14 protein-coding genes are annotated in these 24,679 nt (G+C 65.4%); 10 read left to right on the top strand and 4 right to left on the bottom strand.

The window, feature by feature from the left end; genetic code table 11:
• Positions 1 to 5 precede the first annotated feature (5 nt).
• From treZ to IMX18_RS07225, 7 genes are all read left to right on the top strand, one after another.
• Positions 6 to 1,748, top strand: a complete 1,743-nt coding sequence (gene treZ, locus IMX18_RS07255) for a malto-oligosyltrehalose trehalohydrolase (protein ID WP_100412897.1) — start codon at positions 6 to 8, stop codon at positions 1,746 to 1,748.
• Positions 1,745 to 3,814, top strand: coding sequence for a 4-alpha-glucanotransferase (gene malQ, locus IMX18_RS07250; RefSeq protein ID WP_085720528.1), 2,070 nt, complete (start codon positions 1,745 to 1,747; stop codon positions 3,812 to 3,814). The genes treZ and malQ overlap by 4 nt, the downstream gene beginning before the upstream one ends.
• A complete protein-coding gene (locus IMX18_RS07245; RefSeq protein WP_015270999.1) occupies positions 3,811 to 6,585 on the top strand; it encodes a malto-oligosyltrehalose synthase in 2,775 nt (924 codons plus the stop codon). The genes malQ and IMX18_RS07245 overlap by 4 nt, the downstream gene beginning before the upstream one ends.
• Positions 6,586 to 6,599: 14 nt before the next feature.
• A complete protein-coding gene (locus IMX18_RS07240; protein WP_085720526.1) occupies positions 6,600 to 6,848 on the top strand; it encodes a DUF2934 domain-containing protein in 249 nt (82 codons plus the stop codon).
• Between the two features lie 153 nt (positions 6,849 to 7,001).
• Entirely contained in the window at positions 7,002 to 9,155 is a 2,154-nt protein-coding gene (gene glgX, locus IMX18_RS07235; RefSeq protein ID WP_191472312.1) for a glycogen debranching protein GlgX, read from the top strand.
• A gap of 178 nt (positions 9,156 to 9,333) precedes the next feature.
• Positions 9,334 to 10,143 carry an endonuclease/exonuclease/phosphatase family protein gene (locus tag IMX18_RS07230; protein ID WP_015271002.1) on the top strand — a complete coding sequence of 270 codons (810 nt, stop codon included), beginning with the start codon at positions 9,334 to 9,336 and terminating at the stop codon, positions 10,141 to 10,143.
• Between the two features lie 300 nt (positions 10,144 to 10,443).
• Positions 10,444 to 11,520 (top strand): autotransporter domain-containing protein, encoded by a 1,077-nt coding sequence (locus tag IMX18_RS07225; protein WP_100412900.1) that lies wholly within the window; start codon positions 10,444 to 10,446, stop codon positions 11,518 to 11,520.
• A 117-nt stretch (positions 11,521 to 11,637) separates the two neighbouring features.
• Here IMX18_RS07225 and glgB read toward each other — a convergent pair whose 3' ends face one another.
• The 3 genes from glgB to IMX18_RS07210 are packed head-to-tail and all read right to left on the bottom strand — an operon-like array spanning position 11,638 to position 19,241.
• Positions 11,638 to 13,848 (bottom strand): 1,4-alpha-glucan branching protein GlgB, encoded by a 2,211-nt coding sequence (gene glgB, locus IMX18_RS07220; RefSeq protein WP_217190171.1) that lies wholly within the window; start codon positions 13,846 to 13,848, stop codon positions 11,638 to 11,640.
• Complete coding sequence (gene treS, locus IMX18_RS07215; RefSeq protein WP_100412901.1) at positions 13,849 to 17,166, bottom strand: maltose alpha-D-glucosyltransferase; 3,318 nt, start codon at positions 17,164 to 17,166, stop codon at positions 13,849 to 13,851. It abuts the gene before it with no gap.
• A gap of 56 nt (positions 17,167 to 17,222) precedes the next feature.
• Positions 17,223 to 19,241: an alpha-1,4-glucan--maltose-1-phosphate maltosyltransferase gene (locus tag IMX18_RS07210; RefSeq protein ID WP_015271005.1), complete on the bottom strand. Its 2,019-nt coding sequence runs from the start codon at positions 19,239 to 19,241 to the stop codon at positions 17,223 to 17,225.
• A 140-nt stretch (positions 19,242 to 19,381) separates the two neighbouring features.
• Here IMX18_RS07210 and IMX18_RS07205 point away from each other — a divergent pair, with 140 nt between their 5' ends.
• Entirely contained in the window at positions 19,382 to 19,543 is a 162-nt protein-coding gene (locus IMX18_RS07205; protein ID WP_015271006.1) for a hypothetical protein, read from the top strand.
• 340 nt (positions 19,544 to 19,883) lie between these two features.
• Here the strand turns inward: IMX18_RS07205 and IMX18_RS07200 are convergent, their stop codons facing one another.
• The gene (locus IMX18_RS07200; protein ID WP_139657822.1) at positions 19,884 to 21,566 is read right to left on the bottom strand and encodes an AMP-binding protein; all 1,683 of its coding nucleotides are present in this window, start codon (positions 21,564 to 21,566) and stop codon (positions 19,884 to 19,886) included.
• Between the two features lie 321 nt (positions 21,567 to 21,887).
• On the opposite strand from IMX18_RS07200, the gene IMX18_RS07195 reads away from it, so the two are divergent.
• The gene (locus tag IMX18_RS07195) at positions 21,888 to 23,051 is read left to right on the top strand and encodes an isovaleryl-CoA dehydrogenase (protein ID WP_013973339.1); all 1,164 of its coding nucleotides are present in this window, start codon (positions 21,888 to 21,890) and stop codon (positions 23,049 to 23,051) included.
• A gap of 19 nt (positions 23,052 to 23,070) precedes the next feature.
• Positions 23,071 to 24,678, top strand: coding sequence for a carboxyl transferase domain-containing protein (locus tag IMX18_RS07190; RefSeq protein WP_013973340.1), 1,608 nt, complete (start codon positions 23,071 to 23,073; stop codon positions 24,676 to 24,678).
• Position 24,679 lies beyond the last annotated feature (1 nt).

Here is a 24,679-nt window from a genome sequence, read left to right as displayed (position 1 = left end):
TGAAGATGCACAGGCATGGCGCACACCTGCTGGACGCCACGTCGGCGCGCTTCGCCCTCTGGGCCCCGGATGCGCGCAGCGTGAGCGTGGAACTGGAGCAGCAGCCGGCCATCGAGCTGTTGCCCGACGATGATGGCTGGTTCACCGGCGTGGCCCCGTGCCAGGCCGGTGACCTTTACCACTACCGTATCGACGGTGCACTGAAGGTGGCCGACCCGGCCTCGCGCTATCAGCCCGATGGCGTGCAGGGGCCGAGCCAGGTGGTGAATGTGGCCAGCTATGCCTGGCGACACCCCTGGCAAGGCCGGCCCTGGCACGAGGCGGTCATACAGGAGCTGCATGTCGGCCTGCTCGACGGCTACGCCGGGGTCGCCCGGCAACTGCCGCGGCTGGCCGAACTGGGCATCAGTGCCGTCGAACTGATGCCGCTGGGGCAGTTCCCCGGCGAGCGCAATTGGGGTTACGACGGCGTGTTGCCCTATGCGCCGCAAAACACCTATGGCAGCCCCGAGCAGCTGTGTGCGCTGGTCGACCAGGCACATGGCCACGGGCTGATGGTGCTGGTCGATGTGGTGTACAACCACTTCGGCCCTGACGGCAATTACCTGCACCAGTACGCCAGCCCGTTCTTCCGCGAAGACCGGCAGACCCCCTGGGGCGCAGCCATCGACTTCCGTCGCCCGCAGGTGCGCGAGTTCTTCATCCAGAACGCCCTGATGTGGCTGTGCGACTACCGCTTTGACGGCCTGCGCCTGGATGCCGTGCACGCCATCGACCAGCCCGACTTTCTGGTCGAGCTGGCGCAAAGGGTACGCGCTGCGGTGGAACCTGGCCGCCACGTATGGCTGGTACTGGAGAACGAACACAACCAGGCCTTCCTGCTGGAGCAAGGCTTCGATGCCCAGTGGAACGACGACGGCCACAATGCCCTGCATGTGCTGCTGACCGGCGAAACCGAAGGCTACTACGCCGACTACCAGCAGCGCCCCATCGACCAGCTGGCCCGCTGCCTTGCCGAAGGTTTCGTGTTCCAGGGCCAGGCCAACCGCCATGGCACGCCCCGCGGCGAGCCCAGCGCGCACCTGCCACCCAGCGCTTTCGTGCTGTTCCTGCAGAACCATGACCAGGTCGGCAACCGCGCCCTGGGCGAGCGCCTGACCCGTCTGTGCCCACCGCAGGCGCTGCGGGCGGCCACCGGGCTGTTGCTGCTGGCGCCGATGATTCCGCTGCTGTTCATGGGCGACGACGATGGCAGCTGCCGGCCGTTCCTGTTCTTCACCGACTTCCATGACCAGCTGGCCGACGCCGTGCGCGAAGGCCGGCGCGGCGAGTTCGCCCATTTCGCCGCCTTCGCCGACCCCGAGCAGCGCCAACGCATCCCCGACCCCAACGCCGAACAGACCTTCGAGGCCTCCCGCCCGCAAGCCGGGGAAGTGATCGCCGGCTGGCACGGCCTGTACCAGCACCTGCTCGAACTGCGCCGCCGCCATGTGATCCCGCACCTGCCCGGCAGCCGCGCGCTGGGTGCCGAAGTACACGGCGACAAGGCCCTGACCGCACGCTGGTGCCTGGGCAATGGCACCACCCTGCGCATCGACCTGAACCTGGCCGCCACCCCGCAGGTGGTCGAGTTGCCCGCGCCGGCCAACCGCCTGTTCGACAGCAGCGACACCCGGCACCCCGATACCCATCTGGCCGCATACAGCTGCGTGGTCAGCCTGCTTCCCCCTGCCCAGGAGCGCCCATGAGCGAAACCGCCCTGCACCGTCTGGCGAGCCGCGTCGGGCTGAGCCGCGACTGGATCGACGCCAATGCCCGGCCCCAGCGTGTCAGCGACGAGGTACTGCGCAACATACTTGAAGGTCTTGGCCACCCTGCCAACGATGACGCCGCCATCGCCGCCAGCCTGCGCGCCGTGGACGCTGCCGAAGACAGTGAGCACCTGCCGCCGCTGCTGACCGCCGACCTAGGCCAGCCATTGGCACTGGCGCGCTACTTCAGCGCCGCCAGCGTTGCGCACTGCACACTGGAGGACCACAGCGCCCTCACCCTCAGCCTTGACGACCAGGCCCGCCTGCCCGGTGCGCTGCCCATCGGCTACCACCAGGTGGAAATCGACAGCCGCCGCTTCACCGTGGCCGTGGCCCCGCTGCGCTGCCACAGCCTTGAAGACCGGGTGCAACAGCCGCCACCGCGCTGCTGGGGCCTGGCGGTGCAGCTGTACAGCTTGCGCCGCCCCGGCGATGGCGGCTATGGCGACTGCCTGGCCTTGGAACAACTGGCCCGCGCGGCTGCCGAACGCGGCGCCGATGCCTTGGCCATCAGCCCGATCCACGCCCTGTTGGCCATCGACCAGACGCACTACAGCCCCTACTCGCCCTCCAGCCGCCTGCTGCTCAATACCCTGTACGCCAGCCCAGCCGCGCTGCTGGGCGAGCGGGAGGTGCGCGTGGCCATCGAAGCCTGCGGCCTGGAGCAACAGCTCGAAGACCTTGAGCAAGGCCCGCTGGTAGACTGGCCGCGTGCCGCCAGCGCCCGACAGCGCCTGCTCGAAGCCCTGTACCAGGGCTTCAGCCAGGGCGACCACCCGCTACGCAAGGACTTCGACAGCTTCCGCAAAGCCGGTGGCCAGGCGCTGGAACACCATTGCCGCTTCGAAGTGCTGCAGGCGCAAGCCGTGGAGCATGGCCTGGGCGCCGACTGGCGCCACTGGCCCAAGGCCTGGCACGACCCATACCACCCGGAAGTGGAGGCCTTCGCCAACGCCTACCCGGCCAAGGTCGAGTTCCATGCCTTCTGCCAATGGCTGACCGAACGGGGCCTGCAACGCGCCCAGGAAGCAGCGCGCGGCAACGGCATGGCGGTCGGCCTGATCGCTGACCTGGCGGTGGGCGCCGACGGTGCCGGCAGCCAGGCCTGGAGCCGCCAGGACGAGCTGCTGGCAGGCCTGAAGGTGGGTGCACCGCCTGACATCCTCAACCGTGCCGGCCAGGACTGGGGCATCTGCGCCTTCTCGCCTGAAGGGCTCAAGCGCAACGGCTACCGCGCTTTCATCGAAATGCTCCGGGCCAACCTCGCCCACGCCGGCGGCCTGCGCATCGACCATGTCATGGGCCTGCGCCGGCTGTGGCTGATCCCGCAGGGGGCCAAGCCCAGCGAAGGCGCCTACCTCAACTACCCGCTGGAAGATCTGTTACGCCTGCTGGCCCTGGAGTCGGTGCGCCACCAGGCAATCATCCTCGGCGAAGACCTGGGCACCGTGCCGGACGGCCTGCGCGAGCAACTGGCGGCCAAGGCCGTGCTGGGCATGCGCGTGCTGCCCTTCGAGCAGACCCAGCCCGGCCATTTCAAGCCGATTCTCGACTGGCCGGATAACGCCCTGGCCACCACCGGCACCCATGACCTGGCGCCGCTGGCCGGCTGGCTGGAAAACCGCGACATCGACTGGAGCCACCGCCTGCAACTGATCGATGCTGCCACCGAACTGCACTGGCGCCACGAGCGGCAGAAGGAGCACGATGGTTTGCGCCGCACCCTGGAGGCCAACTACGGCACGCTGCCGAACAACGACGCGCTGATCGACGCTGCCATCCGTTACGTTGGCCACACCCGCGCACCGCTGGTGCTGGTGCCGCTGGAAGACCTGCTGGGTTGCGACGAGCAACCCAACCTGCCGGGCACCACCGCCGGCCACCCCAACTGGCGCCGACGCTTTGCCCGGCCGGTACGTGAACTGCTCGACGACGAAGACGCTGCGCGGCGCCTGGAACTGCTGGCCCAGGCCCGCGAACAGGCTTGGGAGCGTGACCGATGAAAGCGCTGACCGCGACCCTGCGCCTGCAGTTTCACAGTGACTTCACCCTCGATCACGCCGTGCCGTTGGTGCCGTACTTCGCCCAGTTGGGCATCAGCCACCTGTATGCCTCGCCCATCCTCAAGGCCCGCGCCGGCTCGCGCCATGGCTACGACGTGGTCGACCCGACCTGCGTCAACCCCGAGCTGGGCGGCGAAGCGGCGCTGCAACGGCTGGTCGCCGCCCTGCGTCAGCACGGCATGGGGCTGATCCTCGACACGGTGTCCAACCACATGGCCGTGGGCGGTGCCGACAACCCCTGGTGGCAGAGCCTGCTGGCCTGGGGTCGGCGCAGCCCGTATGCAGAGTTCTTCGACATCCAGTGGCACTCCAGCGACCCACTGCTGGCCGGCCAGTTGCTGTTGCCGTTCCTCGCCAGCGACTATGGCGTGGCGCTGAAAAATGGCGAGATACCGCTCGAGTTCGACAAGCACCATGGGCTGCTGCAGGTCGCCCATTACCAACATCGCTTCCCGATCTGCCCGGTCGACTATGGCTGGATTCTCGCCCTCAGCCCGGAGCCGGCGCTCAAGGCCCTGGCCGAACGCTTCACCGCGTTGAACGCATCGGCCACGCCGCTGGCCGACGCCCTGCCCCTGCAAGCTGAACTGGCGCGCCTGGCGGGCGAAGGCGCTGACCTCGAATCGGCTCTGGTGGCGTTCGACAGCCGCAGCGAGAATGGCTTCAAGCGCCTGCACCTGCTGCTGGAACGCCAGACCTACCGCCTGGCCAGCTGGCGTACAGCCGCCGACGACATCAACTGGCGGCGCTTCTTCGACATCAACGAGCTGGGCGGCCTGCGGGTGGAACGCGCGGTGGTGTTCGAGGCCACCCACGCCAAGCTGTTCGAACTGATCGAGCGCGGCCTGGTGGACGGCCTGCGCATCGACCATATCGACGGCCTGGCCGACCCGCGCGGTTACTGCCGCAAGCTGCGCCGGCGGGTAGATGGCCTGCTGGCACGGCGGCCGTTGAACGCCGCCCTGGGGCATTTCCCGATCTACGTGGAGAAGATCCTCGGCGCCAACGAGCACCTGCACCGCGACTGGCTTACCGACGGCACTACCGGCTATGAATTCATGAACCAGGTTTCGCTGCTGCAGCACGACCCGGCGGGCGAAGCAGCGCTGACCGAGCTGTGGGCCAATGTGAGCGAACGCCCCGACTTCCCCGAAGAAGTGCGTCAGGCCCGCCACCTGGTACTCAATGCCAGCCTGGCCGGCGACTGCGAGTCGGTGGCCCAGGCACTGTTGCAGGTGGCGCGCAACGACCTGATGACCCGCGACCTGACCCTGGGCGCGATCCGCCGTGCCTTGCAGGCGCTGGTGGCGCATTACCCGGTGTACCGCACCTACTTCAATGCCTGCGGGCGCCCGGCAGAAGACGAAGGGTTTTTCCAGCAGGCCCTGGCCAACGCCCGCCTCGACCTCGGCGAAGCCGACTGGCCACTGCTCGAGCACCTGCAGCAATGGCTGGGCGGGCAAGCCTGGCGCCGCCTGCCAGCAGGCCGGGCGCGCAAGCAGCTGCGCCACGCCTGCGTGCGCTTCCAGCAACTGACCGCGCCCAGCGCCGCCAAGGCCGTGGAAGACACCGCCTTCTACCGCAGCGCGCGGCTGCTGTCGCGCAACGATGTGGGCTTCGACGCCGAGCGTTTCAGCGCCCCGCTCGAGCACTTCCACAACGAGGCCCAGCGGCGCCTGCGCGACTTCCCCGACAACCTGCTGGCAAGCGCCACCCATGACCACAAGCGCGGCGAAGACACCCGTGCGCGCCTGGCCGTGCTCAGCGAGCGCGGCCCGTGGCTGGCCAGCCGCATGGAACACTGGCGCGAACTGGCCACGCCATTGCGCACGCAACTGGATGACGGCCCGGCGCCCAGCCCCGGCGACGAGCTGATGCTGTTGCAGACGTTGCTGGGCAGCTGGCCGCTGGACCTCGACCTGCACGATGACAACACCCTTGGCCAGTACGCCGAACGCATTCGCCAGTGGCAGCAGAAAGCCCTGCGCGAGGCCAAGCTGCGCAGCAGCTGGAGCGCGCCGAACGAAGCCTACGAAAGCGCCTGTGCCCGCTACATCGATGGCCTGCTGCTGGACGGCGAGAACCAGCAGCTGCGCAAGTCGCTGGCCGACGCCGCGCACCTGCTGGCCTGCCCCGGTGCCCTCAACGGCCTGGTCCAGGCCCTGCTGCGCATGACCACGCCGGGCGTACCGGACCTGTACCAGGGCAACGAATACTGGGATTTCAGCCTGGTCGACCCGGATAACCGGCGCGCCGTGGACTACGCGTGCCGGCGTCGCACCCTGGACGATGCAACGCCGGTTGCCGAGCTGCTGGAACACTGGCGCGATGGCCGCCTCAAGCAGGCGCTGATCGCCCGGGTGCTGGACTGCCGCCAGGCCCATGCCGAGCTGTTCCGACGTGGCGCCTACCTGCCCCTGACCGTGCAGGGTCGGCATTCCGACAAGGTGATCGCGTTCGCTCGCCTTGGCGAGGGCGAACGGGCCGTCATCATCGCGCCACGCCTGGCCAGTACCTTGCTTGCAGGTGCACCGATACCCCTGATCCCGGCACAGAACTGGGACGACACCCGGGTAAACCTGCCGTTTGCCTTGTCGCCTGCCAACTCGACGGGACTTTTCCCCAGTGCTGCGGTCAGCTCTTGCAGGGAGCTGATGTTGAGCGCCGTGCTGGCGGAGTTTCCGGTCAACCTGCTGATACAACAATCTTGAACATCAGGAGCGTCATGATGAGTGTTGATGAAAAACGTATCCGCGAATTTGCCTACCAGATCTGGGAGTCCGAGGGTAAGCCCGTCGGCCAGGAAGACCGCCATTGGGACATGGCTCGCAAGCTGGCCGAAGCCGAGGCACTGGCACCCAAGGTGGCGCCGCGCAAACGGGCCCCGGCCAAGCCCAAGGTAGCGGCTGAACCGGTCGAGAAGGCCGTGGCAGTGAAGAAAACCCGGGCGGTGAAAAAGCCGGCTGCCGGTTGAGCCTGTACTGGCCTCTTAGCGGGTGACCCCGCTCCTACAGGGATAGCGCCAGGCCTGAGGATGACGGTGTACCTGTGGGAGCGGGTTCACCCGCGAAGAGGCCGGTACAGGCCTACGCAGCTCCCTCCCCCACCACGGCCACAGAGGACCGCCATGAGCCCCCGCACCCCGAAGAAAACCCGCTCGGTAGCCCCGTCGCGTATCCGCGAAGGCCTGCCCTTCCCCCTCGGCGCCACCTGGGATGGCCTTGGGGTCAACTTTGCCCTGTTCTCGGCCAATGCCACCAAGGTCGAGCTGTGCCTGTTCGACTCCACCGGCGAGCACGAAATCGAACGCATCGAGCTCCCCGAATACACCGACGAGATCTACCACGGCTACCTGCCTGACGCTCACCCAGGGCTGGTCTACGGCTACCGCGTGCACGGCCCCTACGAGCCGGACAACGGCCACCGCTTCAACCCCAATAAACTGCTGATCGACCCGTATGCCAAGCAACTGGTCGGCAGCCTGCAATGGTCCGAAGCACTGTTCGGCTACACCATCGGCCACCCCGACGGTGACCTGTCGTTCGACGAGCGCGACAGCGCGCCCTTCGTGCCCAAGTGCAAGGTGATCGACCCTGCATTCACCTGGGGCCGCGACCAGCGCGTGCAGATCCCCTGGGAGCGTACGATCATTTATGAGGCCCACACCCGTGGCATCAGCATGCGCCACCCGGCGGTGCCGGAAAAACTGCGCGGCACCTTCGCCGGCCTGGCCAATGACGAGTTGCTCAAGCACATCAAGGAGCTGGGCGTTTCCAGCATCGAGTTGCTGCCGATTCACGCCTTCGTCAACGACCAGCACCTGCTGGACAAGGGCCTGAACAACTACTGGGGCTACAACAGCATCGCCTTCTTCGCGCCCCACCCGCGTTACCTGGCCAGCGGCAAGATCGCCGAGTTCAAGGAAATGGTCGCGCACCTGCACGACGCCGGGCTGGAGGTGATCCTGGATGTGGTCTACAACCACACCGCCGAAGGCAACGAGCGCGGCCCCACGCTGTCGATGCGCGGTATCGACAACGCCTCCTACTACCGCCTGATGCCGGACGACAAGCGTTACTACATCAACGATTCCGGCACCGGCAACACCCTGGACCTGAGCCACCCCTGCGTGCTGCAGCTGGTCACCGACTCGCTGCGCTACTGGGCCGGCGAAATGCACGTGGACGGCTTCCGCTTCGACCTGGCGACCATCCTTGGCCGCTACCACGACGGCTACAGCGAACGCCACGGCTTCCTCGTCGCCTGCCGCCAGGACCCGATGCTGAGCCAGGTGAAGCTGATTGCCGAGCCCTGGGACTGCGGCCCGGGCGGCTACCAGGTGGGCAACTTTGCCCCGGGCTGGGCAGAGTGGAACGACCGCTTCCGCGACACCGTGCGCGCCTTCTGGAAAGGCGACGAAGGCCAACTGGCCGACTTTGCCTCGCGCATGACAGCCTCGGGGGACATGTTCAACAACCGTGGCCGGCGTCCCTATGCCTCGGTCAACTTCGTCACCGCCCACGATGGTTTCACCTTGCGCGACCTGGTGTCGTACAACCACAAGCACAACGAGGACAACGACGAGAACAACCAGGACGGCACCGATAACAACCTGTCATGGAACTGCGGTGTCGAGGGGCCAACCGACGACCCGGCCGTGAATGCCCTGCGCATGCGCCAGATGCGCAACTACTTCGCTACCCTGCTGCTGGCCCAGGGCACGCCGATGATCGTCGCCGGCGATGAGTTCAGCCGTACCCAGCACGGCAACAACAATGCCTATTGCCAGGACAGCGAAATCGGCTGGGTGAACTGGGACCTGGACCAGGAGGGCGAAGAGCTGCTGGCCTTCGTCAAGCGCCTGACCCGCCTGCGCCTGGCCTACCCGGTACTGCGCCGCTCGCGCTTCCTGGTGGGCGACTACAATGAAGCGATCGGCGTCAAGGATGTGACTTGGCTGGCACCGGATGGCAACGAGATGAGCGTGGAGCAATGGGAAGACCCGCACGGGCGTTGCCTGGGCATGCTGATCGATGGCCGTGCCCAGGTCAGCGGCATTGCCAGGCCAGGCGCCGAGGCCACCGTGCTGCTGATCGTCAATGCCCACCATGACATCGTGCCGTTCAAGCTGCCGACCGTGCCCGAGGGGGATTACTGGAGCTGCCTGGTCGACACCGACCGGCCAGAGCTGCGCAAGGGGCAGCATCTGCACTTCGACAGCACCTTCGAGGTGAAGGGGCGGTCGTTGCTGCTGATGGTGTTGCAGCGTGATGAGGAGTGAACCTGAAACGCTGGTATGTGTCCCTTGTGTAGGAGCGGCCTTGTGTCGCGATCGGGCCGCACAGCGGCCCCAGCTATTCTTGCCTTGGTGCTGACAAACGGGGCCGCTGCGCGGCCCGATCGCGACACAAGGCCGCTCCTACAAGGATCCGCGCAAACCCGTTGACCGAGGAGTAACCGTGAACCCCGAAGCCGGCAGTAAAGGTTTCGCCAGTGTCAACCAGGCCCCAGCCGTGAAGCGGTTGCGGGTGCTGACGGTGAATACCCACAAGGGCTTCACCGCCTTCAACCGGCGCTTCATCCTGCCGGAACTGCGCGAGGCGGTGCGCAGCACCCAGGCCGACATCGTCTTTCTCCAGGAGGTGCTCGGCAGCCACGACCGCCACGCCGCGCGCTACCCCGGCTGGCCGCAGACCTCGCAGTACGAGTTCCTCGCCGACAGCATGTGGAGCGACTTCGCCTACGGGCGCAACGCGGTCTATCCTGACGGCCACCACGGCAACGCGCTGCTGTCCAAATACCCGATCATCGAACATCGCAACCTCGACGTGTCGATCACCGGCCCCGAACGACGTGGCCTGCTGCACTGCGTCCTCGACGTGCCTGGCCAGCATCAGGTGCATGCCATCTGCGTGCATCTGTCGTTACTGGAAAGCCACCGCCAGAAGCAGCTGCAACTGCTGCGCAAGCTGCTCGAATCCTTGCCCGCCGACGCCCCGGTGATCATCGCTGGCGACTTCAACGACTGGAAATCCCACGGCAACCGCACCTTGGGCCTGCAGCGTGACCTGCACGAGGCCTTCGAACGCCACCATGGCCACCTGGCCCGCACCTATCCTGCGCGGCTGCCGCTGTTGCGCCTGGACCGTGTCTACCTGCGCAACGCCGAAAGCCATGGGCCGCGAATTCTGGGGCACAAACCTTGGTCGCACCTGTCGGACCACCTGCCGTTGTCGGTCGAAGTCAGGCTTAGCAATCATTCTTCATAGCCGCAGCACGGCAAATAGCGAACCTGGCTATACCTAGCCGAATTATCTTGTGATTCAACAAGTTGAACAAAGCCACGGAACCTGAACACTTCCTTCACGCTTTCTTGACGCAAGCGGCGCCTTCTCCTTAGCTGAACATATCAAGCAGTAATGATCTCGCGCAGGGCCTCTAGCTCGCGCCTTCGTGCGCGCTGCAGAAAGCCAGGCGTGCTGGTTTGGGTCGCCCACTGTTTTTGCCGTACAGCTCGTGACAACAGGCCAGGTCCTAGGGCTGTAACACAAAAACAGAGGAGATCCGCCATGAAAAGCACCTCGAGCCCCTTGCGCTTCGAAAGCATTTTCTACGCGGTTTCCACGTCGCTGCTTCTGGCAACCCCGGTGGAAACTATCGCGTATGAACTGCAGGACGACCCGACCTCGCCCGGCTTCCTGCAACAACCGGCAGTACCACAGCTTACGCTCGACCCGGTCAGCGCCAGTGGCTTGAGTATCGGTACCTTGAACGCGTTCTCGCAAAAGATGAGCGAACGCCATGGGCAGCCTGCACCAGACCTGGTCGCCAGCCAGTGGGCGCAGTTCTTCCCCACCACCGCGCGCAGTGGCGTGCAGCCTCCGGACCAGCTGGAGGCCCCCAGCCAGCAACTGATGATCGGCCCGGACCTGTTCGTGCGTGAAACTGCAGCGGGCAATGTGCACCGCGCGGGGATCTTCGTGGGGCAAAACAACCTGCAGACCAACTTCAACGGCATGCGTCAGCTGTTGGGCGACAAGCAACGCAACGCCGTGAACCTCAGCGGTGAAAGCCTGGGGGTGTACTGGAGCATGACCCATGAACAGGGCTGGCACCTGGATGCCGTGGCCATGGGTTCGCGCATCGACGTCAATGGCCGTGGCGAGAACGGCCAGCGACTGGACGACAGCGGCCACGCGATGACCTTCTCGCTGGAAGGCGGCATCCCCATCGGCCTGGGTGGCGGCTGGGTGATCGAGCCGCAGGCGCAGTTGATCAACCAGCAGTTCTTCCCCGGCAGCCGGGCGCAGGAAGAGACCTTGCAGGCCTTCGACAGCCAGCCGAGCTGGAGCGGTCGGGTCGGTGCCAGGCTGTCCGGGCGTTATGAAGTACGCGGCATGCCGATCGAACCCTATGTGCGGACCAACGTGTGGTATGACTTCAGCAATGCCGATGAGGTGAAGCTGGACCAGGTCGACAAGATCTCCAGCTCGCGCTACTCGACCACGGTGGAACTGGGGTTGGGGCTGGTGGCGCGGGTGACACCCACGGTGGCGCTGTTTGTCAGTGCCGATTACAGCAGTGACGTCGACGACAATGATCTGAACGGGTTGATTGGCAGCCTTGGGGTGCGGATGCGGTGGTAGGCAGGGTCGGCCCTTTCGCGGGCACGCCCGCTCCCACAGGGATAGCACAGGGCCAGAGGCGGGCGCCGTACCTGTGGGAGCGGGCATGCCCGCGAAGAGGCCAGTACAGGCAGAAGATCAGACCGGCTTCATCACCAGCACACCCAGCGGCGGCAGGTTCAGGACCAGCGACTGCGGCTGCCCATGGCTGGCAATCTCGTCACTTTGCACGACCCCCAGGTTGCCGACATTGGACCCGGCATACAGCTCTGCATCACTGTTCAACAGCTCCTGCCAGCGTTCGCCGAACGGCACGCCAATGCGATACCCCTCGCGCGGCACCGGCGTGAAGTTGGCCACCACCAGCACTGGCTCGCCACTGCTGCTCCAGCGCAGCCAGGCATACACGCTGTTCTGCGCATCGTCACCAATCAGCCACTGGAACCCCTGCGGCTGGCAATCCTGCTCGTGCAACGCCGGCACCTCGCGGTACAGGCGGTTGAGGTCACCTACCAGGCGCTGTACACCCTGGTGCTCAGGGTACTGCAGCAGGTACCAGTCCAGCTCGCCATCGTGGTCCCACTCACGCCACTGGCCGAACTCGCAGCCCATGAACAGCAGCTTCTTGCCCGGATGCGCCCACATGAAGGTGAGGTAGGCACGCAGGTTGGCGAACTTCTGCCAGCGGTCGCCGGGCATCTTGTCGATCAGCGAATGCTTGCCGTGCACCACTTCGTCGTGGGAGATGGGCAGGATGAAGTGCTCGGAATAGGCATAGATCAGCCCGAAGCTCATCTCGTTGTGATGATAAGTGCGGTGCACCGGGTCGTTCTGAATGTAATGCAAGGTGTCGTGCATCCAGCCCATGTTCCACTTGTAGGCAAAGCCCAGGCCGCCCTGCTGGGTCGGCTGGCTGACGCCGGGCCAGGCGGTGGACTCCTCGGCGATGATCAGCGCGCCCGGGGCCTCATGGGCCGCCACGCCATTGAGGTGGCGGATGAAGTCGATGGCTTCCAGGTTCTCGCGCCCGCCGTGGCGGTTGGGCACCCATTCGCCGGCCTTGCGCGAATAGTCGCGGTACAGCATCGAGGCCACTGCATCGACACGCAGGCCATCGATGTGGAAGTGCTTCAGCCAGTGCAGCGCCGAAGCCATCATGAAGCCGCGCACTTCGTTGCGGCCAAGGTTGTAGATCAGCGTGTTCCAGTCCTGGTGGTAGCCCTCCAGGGGGTTGTCGTATTCGTACAGGGCGGTGCCGTCGAAACGCGCCAGGCCGTGTTCGTCGGTGGGGAAATGCGCCGGTACCCAGTCCAGCAGTACACCAATGCCCCCTTGATGGCAGGCGTCGATGAAGGCGGCGAAGTCCTCGGCGCTGCCGTAGCGCGATGTGGGCGCGAACAGCGACAACGGCTGGTAACCCCAGGAGCCGCCGAACGGGTGCTCCATGATCGGCAGCAGTTCGATGTGGGTGAAGCCCAGCTCCTGAACGTACGGCACCAGGCGCTCGGCCAGCTCGCGCCAGTTGTAATAGCGCCCGACCTCGCCCGCTTCATCCAGCTCGCAGCGCCACGACCCCGGGTGCAGTTCGTAGATCGACAGCGGCGCGCTGTAGGCATGGCGTTGCGCGCGTTGCGCCATCCAGTCGTGGTCTTGCCAGTCGTGGCTGAGCGCCCCTGCCACCTTGGATGCGGTGCTCGGCGGCAGTTCGGTGGCGCGCGCCAGCGGGTCGGCCTTCAGGGGCAGTATGCCGTCCTTGCCAAGCACCTCGAACTTGTAGGTTTCGCCCACGCCCAGGCGCGGCACGAACAGCTCCCACACCCCGGCGCTGTGGCGCAGGCGCATGGGGTGGCGGCGGCCATCCCAGTTGTTGAAGTCACCCACCACCGACACCCGCCGGGCGTTCGGTGCCCACACCGAGAAACACACGCCATCGACGCCATCGACCTGGATGGGTTGGGCGCCGAAGCGCCCGGACAGGTCGCGATGGTTGCCTTCGGCGAACAGGTACAGGTCCATGTCGCCCAGTTGCGGGCCGAAGCTGTAGGGGTCTTCGGTGACCTGCTCGCCACCGGCCCAGCCGATCTGCAGCAGGTACGGGTGTGCCTCATCGAGGTGCGCGATGAACAGCCCCGGCAGGCTGCCCTGCTCCATTTCGGCGAGGATGCGCCCGTCATGCCGGGCCAGGATGCGCACATTCAGGGCGTTGGGCAGGAAGGCGCGGACTACCTGCCCGCCGGCGCCGTCGCCATGGGGGCCGAGTACCGCAAATGGATCGGCGTGCTCGGCGCGGGCCAGGGCGTCGAGGTCCCGTTGCCGAAGGCCGCCGTTTTCACGCGTGGTTGCATTCATCTATGACTCTCCCCAGGTACTGATCAGTCCATGCAGGCCATGCAAAGGCACGGCCAGCCAGCTCGGACGGTTCTCGGCTTCGTATGTAATTTCGTAGGCGGCTTTTTCCAGGCAGAACAGCTCCAGTGCAGCACGCTCGCCCTCGGCCTGTTGCCAGGCGTGAGGCATGGCCGCGGTGGCCAGGCCATAGGCTTCGACAAAGGCATGCCGCGACTGGTGCAGGTACTGCCTGGCAACCCGTTGCCGGGCTTGGCGCGCCGGGTCGGAAAGGTCGACCGCAGACGCGCTGCGCAAGATCATGGCAGCAGCATAGTCGAAGGATCGCAGCACGCCGCTGACATCCTTGTACGGGCTGTGTTTTGCCCGACGCTCTTGCAGCGGCCGGGCCGGTTCACCTTCGAAATCGATGAGGTAGGCGTCGCCCTGGACCACCAGCACCTGGCCCAGGTGCAGGTCGCCGTGCACGCGCATCAACAGGCCGCCCTGGGCCTGGCGGGTCAGGTTGGCGATGTGCTGGGCCAGGCCGTCGCGCTGTTGCTGCAAGTCGTCGACCAGCGCCTGGCTTTCGCTGTCGAGGCTGTCGCGGTACTGGGCCAGCAGGTCGAGGGCATGGGTGAGTTCGGCGCTGATCTGCGCACTCCAGCGTTCGCTGTCGTCGGCATCGCTCGGGCGCGGCTGGAAGGCCTCGTCGTTGGTCGGTGCGGCCAGCAGCAGGTGCATCTCGCCCAGGCGCTGGCCGAGCAAGGCGGCAAAGCCGGTGAGTTCGGCCAGTGCATCGGTGTGCGCATCGGCGTCGAGGCTGGAAGGCTCCATCTGGTCGCGGATGGCCCGTTCCAGGGTGTTCTGGGTCCAGGCCCAGGCGTCACCCTGGTTGCTCAGGTAGCCCTGGGCGATCATCAGCAGGTGTGGCGCGCCCTGCTCGTCCACCCGGCTGACCCAGGCCAGCAGCGGCGAAATGTTGGCAAAGCCTGCGGCGGTCAGGTAGGCACTCATTTCCAGCTCGGGGTGCACACCCGGGTTGACCCGGCGAATCAGCTTGAGCACCACCTGGTCGCCAATCACCACCGAGCTGTTGGACTGCTCGGCGCTGAGGTAGCGCACGCTGCTTTCGTCGTTCAACGCCAGGCTCGCCAACTGCTGCGTGCTTTCGAAGCGCAGCTCGCCCTCGCCGTTGCCACAAGGCAGATGCATGCCGCCCTCACAGGCACGCAGCACCGCGCGGATGAATGGCTCGAGGACGAAGGCATCGGTGATCAGGCCAACCTGATGGGCACGGCGCACCCGCGCCAGGGCCAGCTGCTGCGGCAGTGCGGTACTGATCTGCTCTTCAGGCAGCAGGCCGAACGGCAGCTGGTAGCGGGTAGCCATACCCTCGCTGAGCACTTCGATTTCACCGAGCAGCACCGGCGTGGTGGTAGTGCCGAAACGCACGCCGTAGCACAGGCGCACCTGGTCGATCGGCCCTTCCTTGCCGGCGAACCAGCGCCGCTTGGGCAGGTACTGCGGCAGGATGGCGCTTTGCAGGGTATCGCTGGAGGGGGCCTCCAGCAGTTCTTCCATGCGCTTGCGCAATACCAGTGTGGTCAATTCGGGTAACCCCTCGGTGGCCTGGATGTGCCAGCTGGGCATGCGGTCGTGGCTGGCCAGCAGGAACCAGTAGAAGGCGTAGGGTGGCAATGTCAGCAGGAACGGCAGTTGCCCGATTGGCGGGAAGGCGCTGCCGCCGAGCATCTCCACCGGTACTTTGTCGGCGTATTGTGACAATTCCAGTTCAGCTGCCTGGGCGGCGCGGGAAACGTTGGCCACGCACAGGATGACTTCAGTGTTGCCATCGGCGTCGGTGTACTCGCGCAAGTAGGCGAGGATGCGCCGGTTGTTCGGCGTGAGGGTGCGCAGGCTGCCGCGGCCGAAGGCCTTCTGCTGCTTGCGCACCGCCAGCATGCGCCGGGTCCAGTTCAGCAGCGAATGCGGGTCGTTGGCCTGGGCTTCGACGTTGACGGTCTGGTAACCATACAGCGGGTCCATGATCGGCGGCAGTACCAGGCGCTGCGGGTCTGCACGGGAGAAACCGCCGTTGCGGTCCGGCGACCATTGCATGGGCGTGCGCACGCCGTCGCGGTCGCCCAGGTAGATGTTGTCGCCCATGCCCAGTTCGTCGCCGTAATACAGGGTGGGCGTGCCGGGCATCGACAGCAGCAGGCTGGTGAGCAGTTCGATGCGCCGGCGGTCGCGCTGCAGCAGCGGAGCGAGGCGGCGGCGGATGCCCAGGTTGATGCGGGCGCGGCGGTCTTCGGCGTAGTAGTTCCACAAGTAGTCGCGCTCGCGGTCGGTAACCATTTCCAGGGTCAGCTCATCGTGGTTGCGCAGGAAGATCGCCCATTGGCAGTTGGCGGGGATTTCCGGAGTCTGGCGCAGGATGTCGGTGATCGGGAAACGGTCTTCCATGGCCAGGGCCATGTACATGCGCGGCATCAACGGGAAGTGGAAGGCCATGTGGCATTCGTCGCCCTCGCCTTCGCCGAAGTACGGGCGGGTGTCCTCGGGCCATTGGTTGGCCTCGGCAAGCAACATGCGGTCGGGGTAGTTGGCGTCGATTTCGGCGCGGATCGCCTTGAGCACGTCGTGGGTTTCGGCAAGGTTCTCGTTGTTGGTGCCGTCGCGCTCGATCAGGTAGGGGATGGCGTCCAGGCGCAGGCCATCCACACCCAGGTCGAGCCAGAAGCGCATCACCTTGATCACAGCCTTGAGCACTTGCGGGTTGTCGAAGTTGAGGTCGGGCTGGTGCGAGTAGAAGCGGTGCCAGAAGTACTGGCCGGCGACCGGGTCCCAGGTCCAGTTGGACTTCTCGGTGTCGAGGAAGATGATGCGCGTGCCGTCGTACTTCTGGTCATCATCCGACCACACGTAGAAGTCCCGTGCCTTGCTGCCGCGCTTGGCATGGCGGGCGCGCTGGAACCAGGGGTGCTGGTCGCTGGTGTGGTTGATGACCAACTCGGTGATTACCCGCAGGCCGCGTTTGTGCGCCTCGGCGATGAAGCGGCGGGCATCGGCCAGGTTGCCGTAGTCGGGGTGCACGGCCTTGTATTCGGCGATGTCGTAGCCGTCGTCGCGGCGTGGCGAGGGATAGAAAGGCAGCAGCCACAGGGTATTGACGCCCAGCTCGGCAATGTAGTCGAGCTTGCTGATCAGGCCGGCGAAGTCGCCGATGCCGTCGTTGTTCGAATCGAAAAACGACTTGATGTGCAGCTGGTAGATGACGGCGTCCTTGTACCACAGCGGGTCGTCAATGAAGGCTGCCGGGCGGGAACGCTTGGCCATGTGCGACTCCTTTCAATTTCTGGTTGCTCTGGCCCCTGTAGGAGCGCGAACCACCGTTAGCGGGCCTTTTCGATGCGCCAGATACCGAAAGGCAGATGCCAGGGTTCGATGCGCATCCATTGGGTCTTGCCGTACCACGACCAGCGATGTCCGGTCATCAAGTCCTCACCATGGGTTTCGGCGTTGTCATCCAGCCCCAGCTCCCACAGCGGCAGCTCGAAATGCGCCTCCTGGGCGTTGTGCGGGTCGAGGCTGATTGCCACCAGAATGTAGTTGTCGCGCTCGGGCGTGCGCTTGGCGAAGTACAGGATGTTGTCGTTCCAGCAGTTGAAGAACGCCACGCCCAGGTGGGTCTGCAAGGCGCGGTTCTGCCGGCGGATGCGGTTGAGCTGGGCGATCTCGGCAATGATGTTGCCGGGTTGGCTGAAATCGCGTGGGCGGATTTCGTACTTCTCCGAATCCAGATACTCCTCCTTGCCCGGCAGCGGTGTGCCTTCGCACAGTTCGAAGCCCGAATACATGCCCCACAGCCCCGACCCCATGGTGGCCAGTGCAGCGCGTATGAGGAAGCCGGCACGGCCGGAGGTATGCAGGAAGTACGGGTTGATGTCGGGCGTGTTGACGAAGAAGTTGGGCCGGTAGCACTGGCTCCATGGCGGCTGGTTGAGCTGCTCGAAGTACTCGCGCAGTTCCTGTTTGTGATTGCGCCAGGTGAAGTAGGTATAGCTCTGCGCGTACCCGACCTTGCCCAGGCGGGCCATCATCGCCGGTTTGGTGAAGGCTTCGGCGAGGAAGATGACCTCCGGGTGCCGGCTGCGCACATTGGCGATCAGCCATTGCCAGAATGGCAGTGGTTTGGTGTGCGGGTTGTCGACGCGGAAGGTCTTGACACCCTCCTCGACCCAGCCGACCACTACGTCACGCAAAGCCAGCCACAGCGAGGGTACGGCCTCGGGCGCGTAAAAATCGACGTTGACGATGTCCTGGTATTTCTTCGGCGGGTTCTCGGCATAGCGGATGGTGCCATCCGGTCGCCAGCTGAACCAGCCGGGGTGCTCCTTGAGCCAGGGGTGGTCCTGGGAGCACTGGATCGCGAAGTCGAGGGCGATTTCCAGGCCATGCTCGGCCGCCGCGGCCACCAGGCGGCGGAAGTCGTCGCGGCTGCCCAGTTGTGGGTGAATCGCCTCGTGACCACCTTCCGCGCTGCCGATGGCATACGGGCTGCCCGGGTCGCCGGGCTCAGCGGTGAGGGCGTTGTTGCGGCCCTTGCGGTGCTGCATGCCGATGGGATGGATCGGCGGAAAATACAGTACGTCGAAGCCCATGTCGCGGATCATCGGCAGGCGCTCGTGCACATCGTTGAACGTGCCGTGGCGTTCGGGGCTGTCGGTGACCGAACGCGGGAACAGCTCGTACCAGCTGGCGAACTGCGCGGCCGGGCGGTCGACATCAACGGGGAATTCGCGGCTGCGGGCCAGGTAGCTGCGGTGCTCGGCGTCGCTCATCAGGCGGGCGGTAGCGGGGTCGAGAAACAGTGCCACCTGATCGTCGGCATTCAGCGTGGGCAGGCGCTGCTGCAACGCCTGGAGCTCCTCGCGCAGGGCGCCGTTGCACAGCTCGACGCCCTTGCCCAGCATCAATCGGCCTTCCTCCAGCTCCAACCTGACCTCGACACCGGCGTGGTACTTCTTCTCCAGGTCGTGGCAGTAGGTAGCGAACGGGTCGATCCAGGCCTCGATGCTGAACAGGTGCGGGCCCAGTTCAGTGGGGGTGAATTCGGCCAGCCACAGGTCGTTGCCCGGCGAGTGCATGGGCACGCAATGCCAGCGCCGGCTGTGGGCCTGGCGCCAGTTGAGCATCACGGCCAGGCGGTCGTGGCCGTCGCTGTAGACCTTGCTGCTGACCGCCACCGGCTGGCCACTGATGGCCTTGGCGGCGAAAGTGCCGGCCTCGAGCACGGGTTGGGTGTCTTCGATCACGATGCGCGGCGCCAGCAGCGCCTGGGACAGGCTGATGGCCTGGTCCGGGTGATCGTTGGCCATGGGCACGCTTTCGAAGGGCTCGTTTCGTGACATCGGACCTTGCTCCCTCAGGCTGGTGGCGATAAGGGTTCAGAGCCGGGCACAGGCGTGGGGTTCAAAAAAATTGAGCGAACGGCAGCTGCGAGGGGTCGAAGCCTGCAGCACCTCTTCAATTACCCAAGCGAGGTCAGGCCATGAACATTCCCATTCCACCGGAGACTCCCGATCCCAACATCGACGACCCGAGCCTGCCGCCGCCCGTGCCGGAGGAAGAGCCGGACGAGCTGCCGATCAAACCGACCGTGCCGCCGACAGTGGGCGACCCGCCGAGCCAGGAACCACCGGTGAAGGCTTAAGGGTAGACCAGGATCTACGCAGGCAGGACCGGCCCTTTCGCGGGTGAACCCGCTCCCATAGAACAACACATGACTCACTGGTTCGGCGAGGTCCTGTAGGAGCAGCCTTGTGCTGCGAAGAGGCCGGGGCTGATAAAGCCTGTCTATTGGCTGTACCGGCCTCTTCGCAGCACAAGGCTGCTCCTACAAAGGACGCGTCAGACGAGCGATATTGGTTCTCTGCGCGAAAGCGCAGCCCAAAGGACTGGGCAATCTCCCACAGGGACCGCGCCGATTTCGAACGCGGCGCTGTACCTGCAGGAGCGGGTTTACCCGCGAAAGGGCCGGCAGCATCAATACATCAACCAGCAGTTAAAGCCGATATCTCCGCCACACTGATCTCCCGCATGCGGAACTTCTGCACCTTGCCCGTCACCGTCATCGGGTATTCGTCAACGAACCGGATATGCCGTGGCACCTTGAAGTGTGCGATGCGCGCCTTGCACCAGCCCTGTAACTCTTCGACCGTGGCACTGTGCCCCGGGTGCAGCTTGATCCAGGCGACGATCTCCTCGCCATAACGGCTGCACGGGATGCCGATCACCTGCGCATCGGCCACCGCCGGGTGGGTGTAGAAGAACTCTTCCAGTTCACGCGGGTAGATGTTCTCGCCGCCGCGAATGATCATGTCCTTGTTGCGCCCGACAATGCGCACGTAGCCGTGCTCGTCCATCACCGCCAGGTCGCCAGAATGCATCCAGCCGGCCGGGTCGATGGCATCTGCCGTGGCCTGGGGGTTGTCCCAGTAGCCGAGCATCACGCTGTAGCCGCGGGTGCACAGCTCGCCGATCTCGCCGCGCGGGACGATGCAGCCGTCGGCGTCCACCAGCTTGTTCTCCAGCTGCGGCTGGGTGCGGCCGACGGTGGTCACGCGTAGCTCCAGGTCGTCGTCCGGGCCGGTCTGCAGTGACACCGGGCTGGTTTCGGTCATGCCGTAGGCGATCTGTACTTCGGCCATGTGCATCTGGTCGATGACCCGGCGCATCACCTCGATCGGGCAGGTAGCGCCGGCCATGATGCCGCTGCGCAAGGTCGACAGGTCCATTTGCCCGCGCGCGGGGTGGTCGAGCATGGCGATGAACATGGTCGGCACGCCATAGAGAATGCTGGCGCGCTCTTCGGCCACGGCGCGCAGGGTGAGCTCGGCGTCGAAGGCGTCGTTGGGGTAGATCATGGTGCTGCCATGGGTGATGCAGCCGAGGTTGGCCATGACCATGCCGAAGCAGTGGTACAGCGGCACCGGGATCACCATGCGGTCGCGTGCGGTCAGGCCCAGGCTTTCGCCGACCATGAAGCCGTTGTTGAGGATGTTGTAGTGGCTGAGCGTGGCACCCTTGGGAGCGCCTGTGGTGCCAGAGGTGTACTGGATGTTCACCGGCTGGTCGAACTGCAGGCCTTGCTGGCGCGCCGCATAGGCCTCGGTCGAGGTATGCCCTGCCCGTTCGGCCAGCGCTTGCCAAGGCAGGAAGCCAGCGGGCGGCTTGGCAGCCAGGCTGACCACACCGCGCAGGTCCGGCAGGCGTTCACTGGCCATTTCACCGGGGACGGCGCTGGCCAGCTCCGGTGCCAGCTCCTGGACCATGGCGTGATAGTCGGACGTCTTGAAGGCATCGGCACACACCAGCCAGCGGCAACCGGACTGGCGCAGCACGTATTCCAGCTCGCCCACGCGGTAGGCCGGGTTGATGTTGACCAGGATGGCACCGACCTTGGCGCTGGCCAGCTGCAGGATGCACCACTGGGCGCAGTTGGGCGACCAGATGCCGACCCGATCGCCGGTGTTCACGCCCAGGGCCATCAGGGCACGAGCATGCACCTCGACCTGCTCGGCCAGTTGCCGCCAGCTGTAGCGCAGGCCCTGATGGCGCGACACCAGGGCCTCGCCGTCGGCACAACGGGCCACGGTGGCGTCGAAGGCCTGGCCGATGGTCTGGGTCAGCAAGGCTTGGTCCTGGCGACCGCGGGTATAGCTTGGTTGACTCATGGGTGTCCCTTCTTGTGGTTGTTCTGGGCACGACTGAAGCAAGCGGGAATACTCTGGCGCAGATTTACGTTTACGTAAAGGTGATGAGTCGATTGACAGTGAGCGCATGCAGGTTTACGTTAACGTAAAGGTGAAAACGACATCGGGTTTGTCGGCGTATCACCGACCCTGTGGGAGCGGGTTTACCCGCGAATGCGATCATCCAGGCAATGACGGTGGCCCTGCTGACGCATTCGCGGGTAAACCCGCTCCCACAGGGCCGGTGGATAGCCCTTGAGCTACGGTGTTACCCAATTTCAAGAACAAGAAGGTGCCCCCAGCATGCATTACCCCACCCTGAACTTCGCCCTGGGCGAAACCATCGACATGCTCCGCGACCAGGTGCGCACCTTCGTCGCCGCCGAACTGGCCCCACGCGCCGCGCAAATCGACCACGACAACCTGTTCCCTGCCGACATGTGGCGCAAGTTCGGCGACATGGGCCTGCTGGGCATCACCGTGCCGGAAGAATACGGCGGTGCCGGCCTGGGCTACCTGGCCCACGTGGTTTCGATGGAAGAAATCAGCCGTGGCTCGGCCTCGGTGGCCCTGTCCTACGGTGCCCACTCCAACCTCTGCGTCAACCAGATCAACCGCAACGGCAGCCACGAGCAGAAGCTCAAGTACCTGCCCAAGCTGATCAGCGGCGAGCACATCGGCGCCCTGGCCATGAGCGAGCCCAACGCCGGTTCCGACGTGGTGTCGATGAAGCTGCGCGCGGAAAAGCGCGGCGACCACTACGTGCTCAACGGCAGCAAGACCTGGATCACCAACGGCCCGGACGCCAACACCTACGTGATCTACGCCAAGACCGACCTGGAAAAGGGCGCGCACGGCATCACCGCGTTCATCGTCGAGCGTGACTGGAAAGGCTTCAGCCGCAGCAACAAGTTCGACAAGCTGGGCATGCGTGGCTCCAACACCTGCGAGCTGTTCTTCGACGGCGTCGAAGTGCCGGAAGAAAACATCCTCGGCCAGCTCAACGGTGGCGTGCGCGTGCTGATGAGCGGCCTGGACTACGAGCGCGTGGTGCTGTCCGGCGGCCCGACCGGCATCATGCAAAGCTGCATGGACCTGGTAGTGCCCTACATTCACGACCGCAAGCAGTTCGGCCAGAGCATCGGCGAGTTCCAGCTGATCCAGGGCAAGATCGCCGACATGTACACCCAGCTCAACGCCAGCCGCGCCTACCTGTATGCCGTGGCCCAAGCCTGCGACCGTGGCGAGACCACCCGCAAGGACGCCGCCGGGGTGATCCTGTACACCGCCGAGCGCGCCACGCAAATGGCCCTGGAGGCGATCCAGATTCTCGGCGGCAACGGCTATATCAACGAATTCCCGGCAGGCCGCCTGCTGCGCGACGCCAAGCTGTACGAGATCGGTGCCGGCACCAGCGAAATCCGCCGGATGCTGATCGGCCGCGAACTGTTCAACGAAACCCGCTGAGCACAAGGGACGGGCGCACATGGCTACCTTGCACACCCAGATCAACCCGCGTTCGGCGGAGTTCGCCGGCAACAGCGCGGCCATGCTCGAACAGGTCCAGGCCCTGCGCGGCCTGCTCGCCCAAGTGGCCCAGGGCGGTGGGCCCAAGGCTCAGGAGCGGCACACTTCACGTGGCAAGCTGCTGCCACGCGAGCGTATCGACCGCCTGCTGGACCCGGGCTCGCCGTTCCTCGAAATCGGCCAACTGGCTGCCCATGAGGTGTATGGCGAAGACGTGCCCGCTGCGGGCGTGATCGCCGGCATCGGCCGCGTCGAAGGCGTGGAATGCATGATCGTGGCCAATGACGCCACGGTCAAAGGCGGTTCCTACTACCCGCTGACGGTGAAGAAGCACCTGCGTGCGCAGACCATCGCCCTGCAGAACCGCCTGCCGTGCATCTACCTGGTGGACTCCGGCGGCGCCAACCTGCCACGCCAGGACGAAGTGTTCCCCGACCGTGAGCACTTTGGGCGGATCTTCTTCAACCAGGCCAACATGAGCGCACTGGGCATTCCGCAGATCGCCGTGGTGATGGGTTCGTGCACCGCCGGCGGTGCCTACGTGCCCGCGATGGCCGACGAAGCGATCATGGTGCGCCAGCAGGCGACCATCTTCCTCGCCGGCCCGCCACTGGTGAAGGCGGCCACCGGTGAAGTGGTGAGCGCCGAAGACCTCGGCGGTGCCGATGTGCACTGCCGCACCAGCGGCGTGGCCGACCACTATGCCGACAACGACGAACACGCCCTGGCCCTGGCCCGACGCAGCGTGGCCAACCTCAACTGGCACAAGCTGGGCAAGCTGCAGCGCCTGGCCCCGGTGGCACCGCTGTACGCCGCCGATGAGCTGTATGGCGTGGTGCCGGCCGACGCCAAGCAACCGTTCGACGTGCGCGAGGTGATCGCGCGCCTGGTCGATGGCTCGGTGTTCGACGAGTTCAAGGCGCTGTTCGGTACCACCCTGGTGTGCGGCTTCGCCCACCTGCACGGCTACCCGGTGGCGATCCTCGCCAACAACGGCATCCTGTTCGCCGAGGCCGCGCAAAAAGGCGCGCACTTCATCGAACTGGCCTGCCAGCGCGGCATCCCGCTGCTGTTCCTGCAGAACATCACCGGCTTCATGGTCGGCAAGAAGTACGAAGAAGGCGGCATCGCCAAACACGGCGCCAAGCTGGTCACTGCCGTGGCCTGCGCTCAGGTGCCAAAGTTCACGGTGATCATTGGCGGCAGCTTCGGCGCCGGCAACTACGGCATGTGCGGCCGTGCCTACGACCCGCGCTTCCTGTGGATGTGGCCCAACGCGCGGATTGGCGTGATGGGGGCCGAACAGGCCGCCGGTGTGCTGGCCCAGGTCAAGCGCGAACAGAGCGAGCGCAGTGGCCACCCGTTCAGCGCCGAAGACGAAGCCAGGCTCAAGCAGCCGATCCTTGACCAGTACGAGCACCAGGGCCACCCCTACTACTCCAGCGCCCGCCTGTGGGACGACGGTGTCATCGACCCGGCACAGACCCGCGACGTGCTCGGCCTGGCGTTGTCCGCCGCGCTGAACGCACCGATCGAACAGAGCCGCTTCGGCATTTTCCGGATGTGAC

This window comes from Pseudomonas shirazica (assembly GCF_015168335.1).
GTDB lineage: Bacteria > Pseudomonadota > Gammaproteobacteria > Pseudomonadales > Pseudomonadaceae > Aquipseudomonas > Aquipseudomonas asiatica.
Note: the sequence above shows the minus strand (reverse complement) of the source record. Positions and strands in the feature narration are given on the sequence as shown.

Coding starts and splice junctions, on each gene's coding strand:
- treZ (WP_100412897.1), top strand. CDS start 6: ATGCACAGGCATGGCGCACACCTGCTGGACGCCACGTCGGCGCGCTTC.
- IMX18_RS07205 (WP_015271006.1), top strand. CDS start 19,382: ATGAACATTCCCATTCCACCGGAGACTCCCGATCCCAACATCGACGAC.
- IMX18_RS07210 (WP_015271005.1), bottom strand. CDS start 19,241: ATGTCACGAAACGAGCCCTTCGAAAGCGTGCCCATGGCCAACGATCAC.
- glgB (WP_217190171.1), bottom strand. CDS start 13,848: ATGAATGCAACCACGCGTGAAAACGGCGGCCTTCGGCAACGGGACCTC.
- glgX (WP_191472312.1), top strand. CDS start 7,002: ATGAGCCCCCGCACCCCGAAGAAAACCCGCTCGGTAGCCCCGTCGCGT.
- IMX18_RS07240 (WP_085720526.1), top strand. CDS start 6,600: ATGATGAGTGTTGATGAAAAACGTATCCGCGAATTTGCCTACCAGATC.
- IMX18_RS07190 (WP_013973340.1), top strand. CDS start 23,071: ATGGCTACCTTGCACACCCAGATCAACCCGCGTTCGGCGGAGTTCGCC.
- treS (WP_100412901.1), bottom strand. CDS start 17,166: ATGGCCAAGCGTTCCCGCCCGGCAGCCTTCATTGACGACCCGCTGTGG.
- IMX18_RS07195 (WP_013973339.1), top strand. CDS start 21,888: ATGCATTACCCCACCCTGAACTTCGCCCTGGGCGAAACCATCGACATG.
- malQ (WP_085720528.1), top strand. CDS start 1,745: ATGAGCGAAACCGCCCTGCACCGTCTGGCGAGCCGCGTCGGGCTGAGC.
- IMX18_RS07225 (WP_100412900.1), top strand. CDS start 10,444: ATGAAAAGCACCTCGAGCCCCTTGCGCTTCGAAAGCATTTTCTACGCG.
- IMX18_RS07245 (WP_015270999.1), top strand. CDS start 3,811: ATGAAAGCGCTGACCGCGACCCTGCGCCTGCAGTTTCACAGTGACTTC.
- IMX18_RS07200 (WP_139657822.1), bottom strand. CDS start 21,566: ATGAGTCAACCAAGCTATACCCGCGGTCGCCAGGACCAAGCCTTGCTG.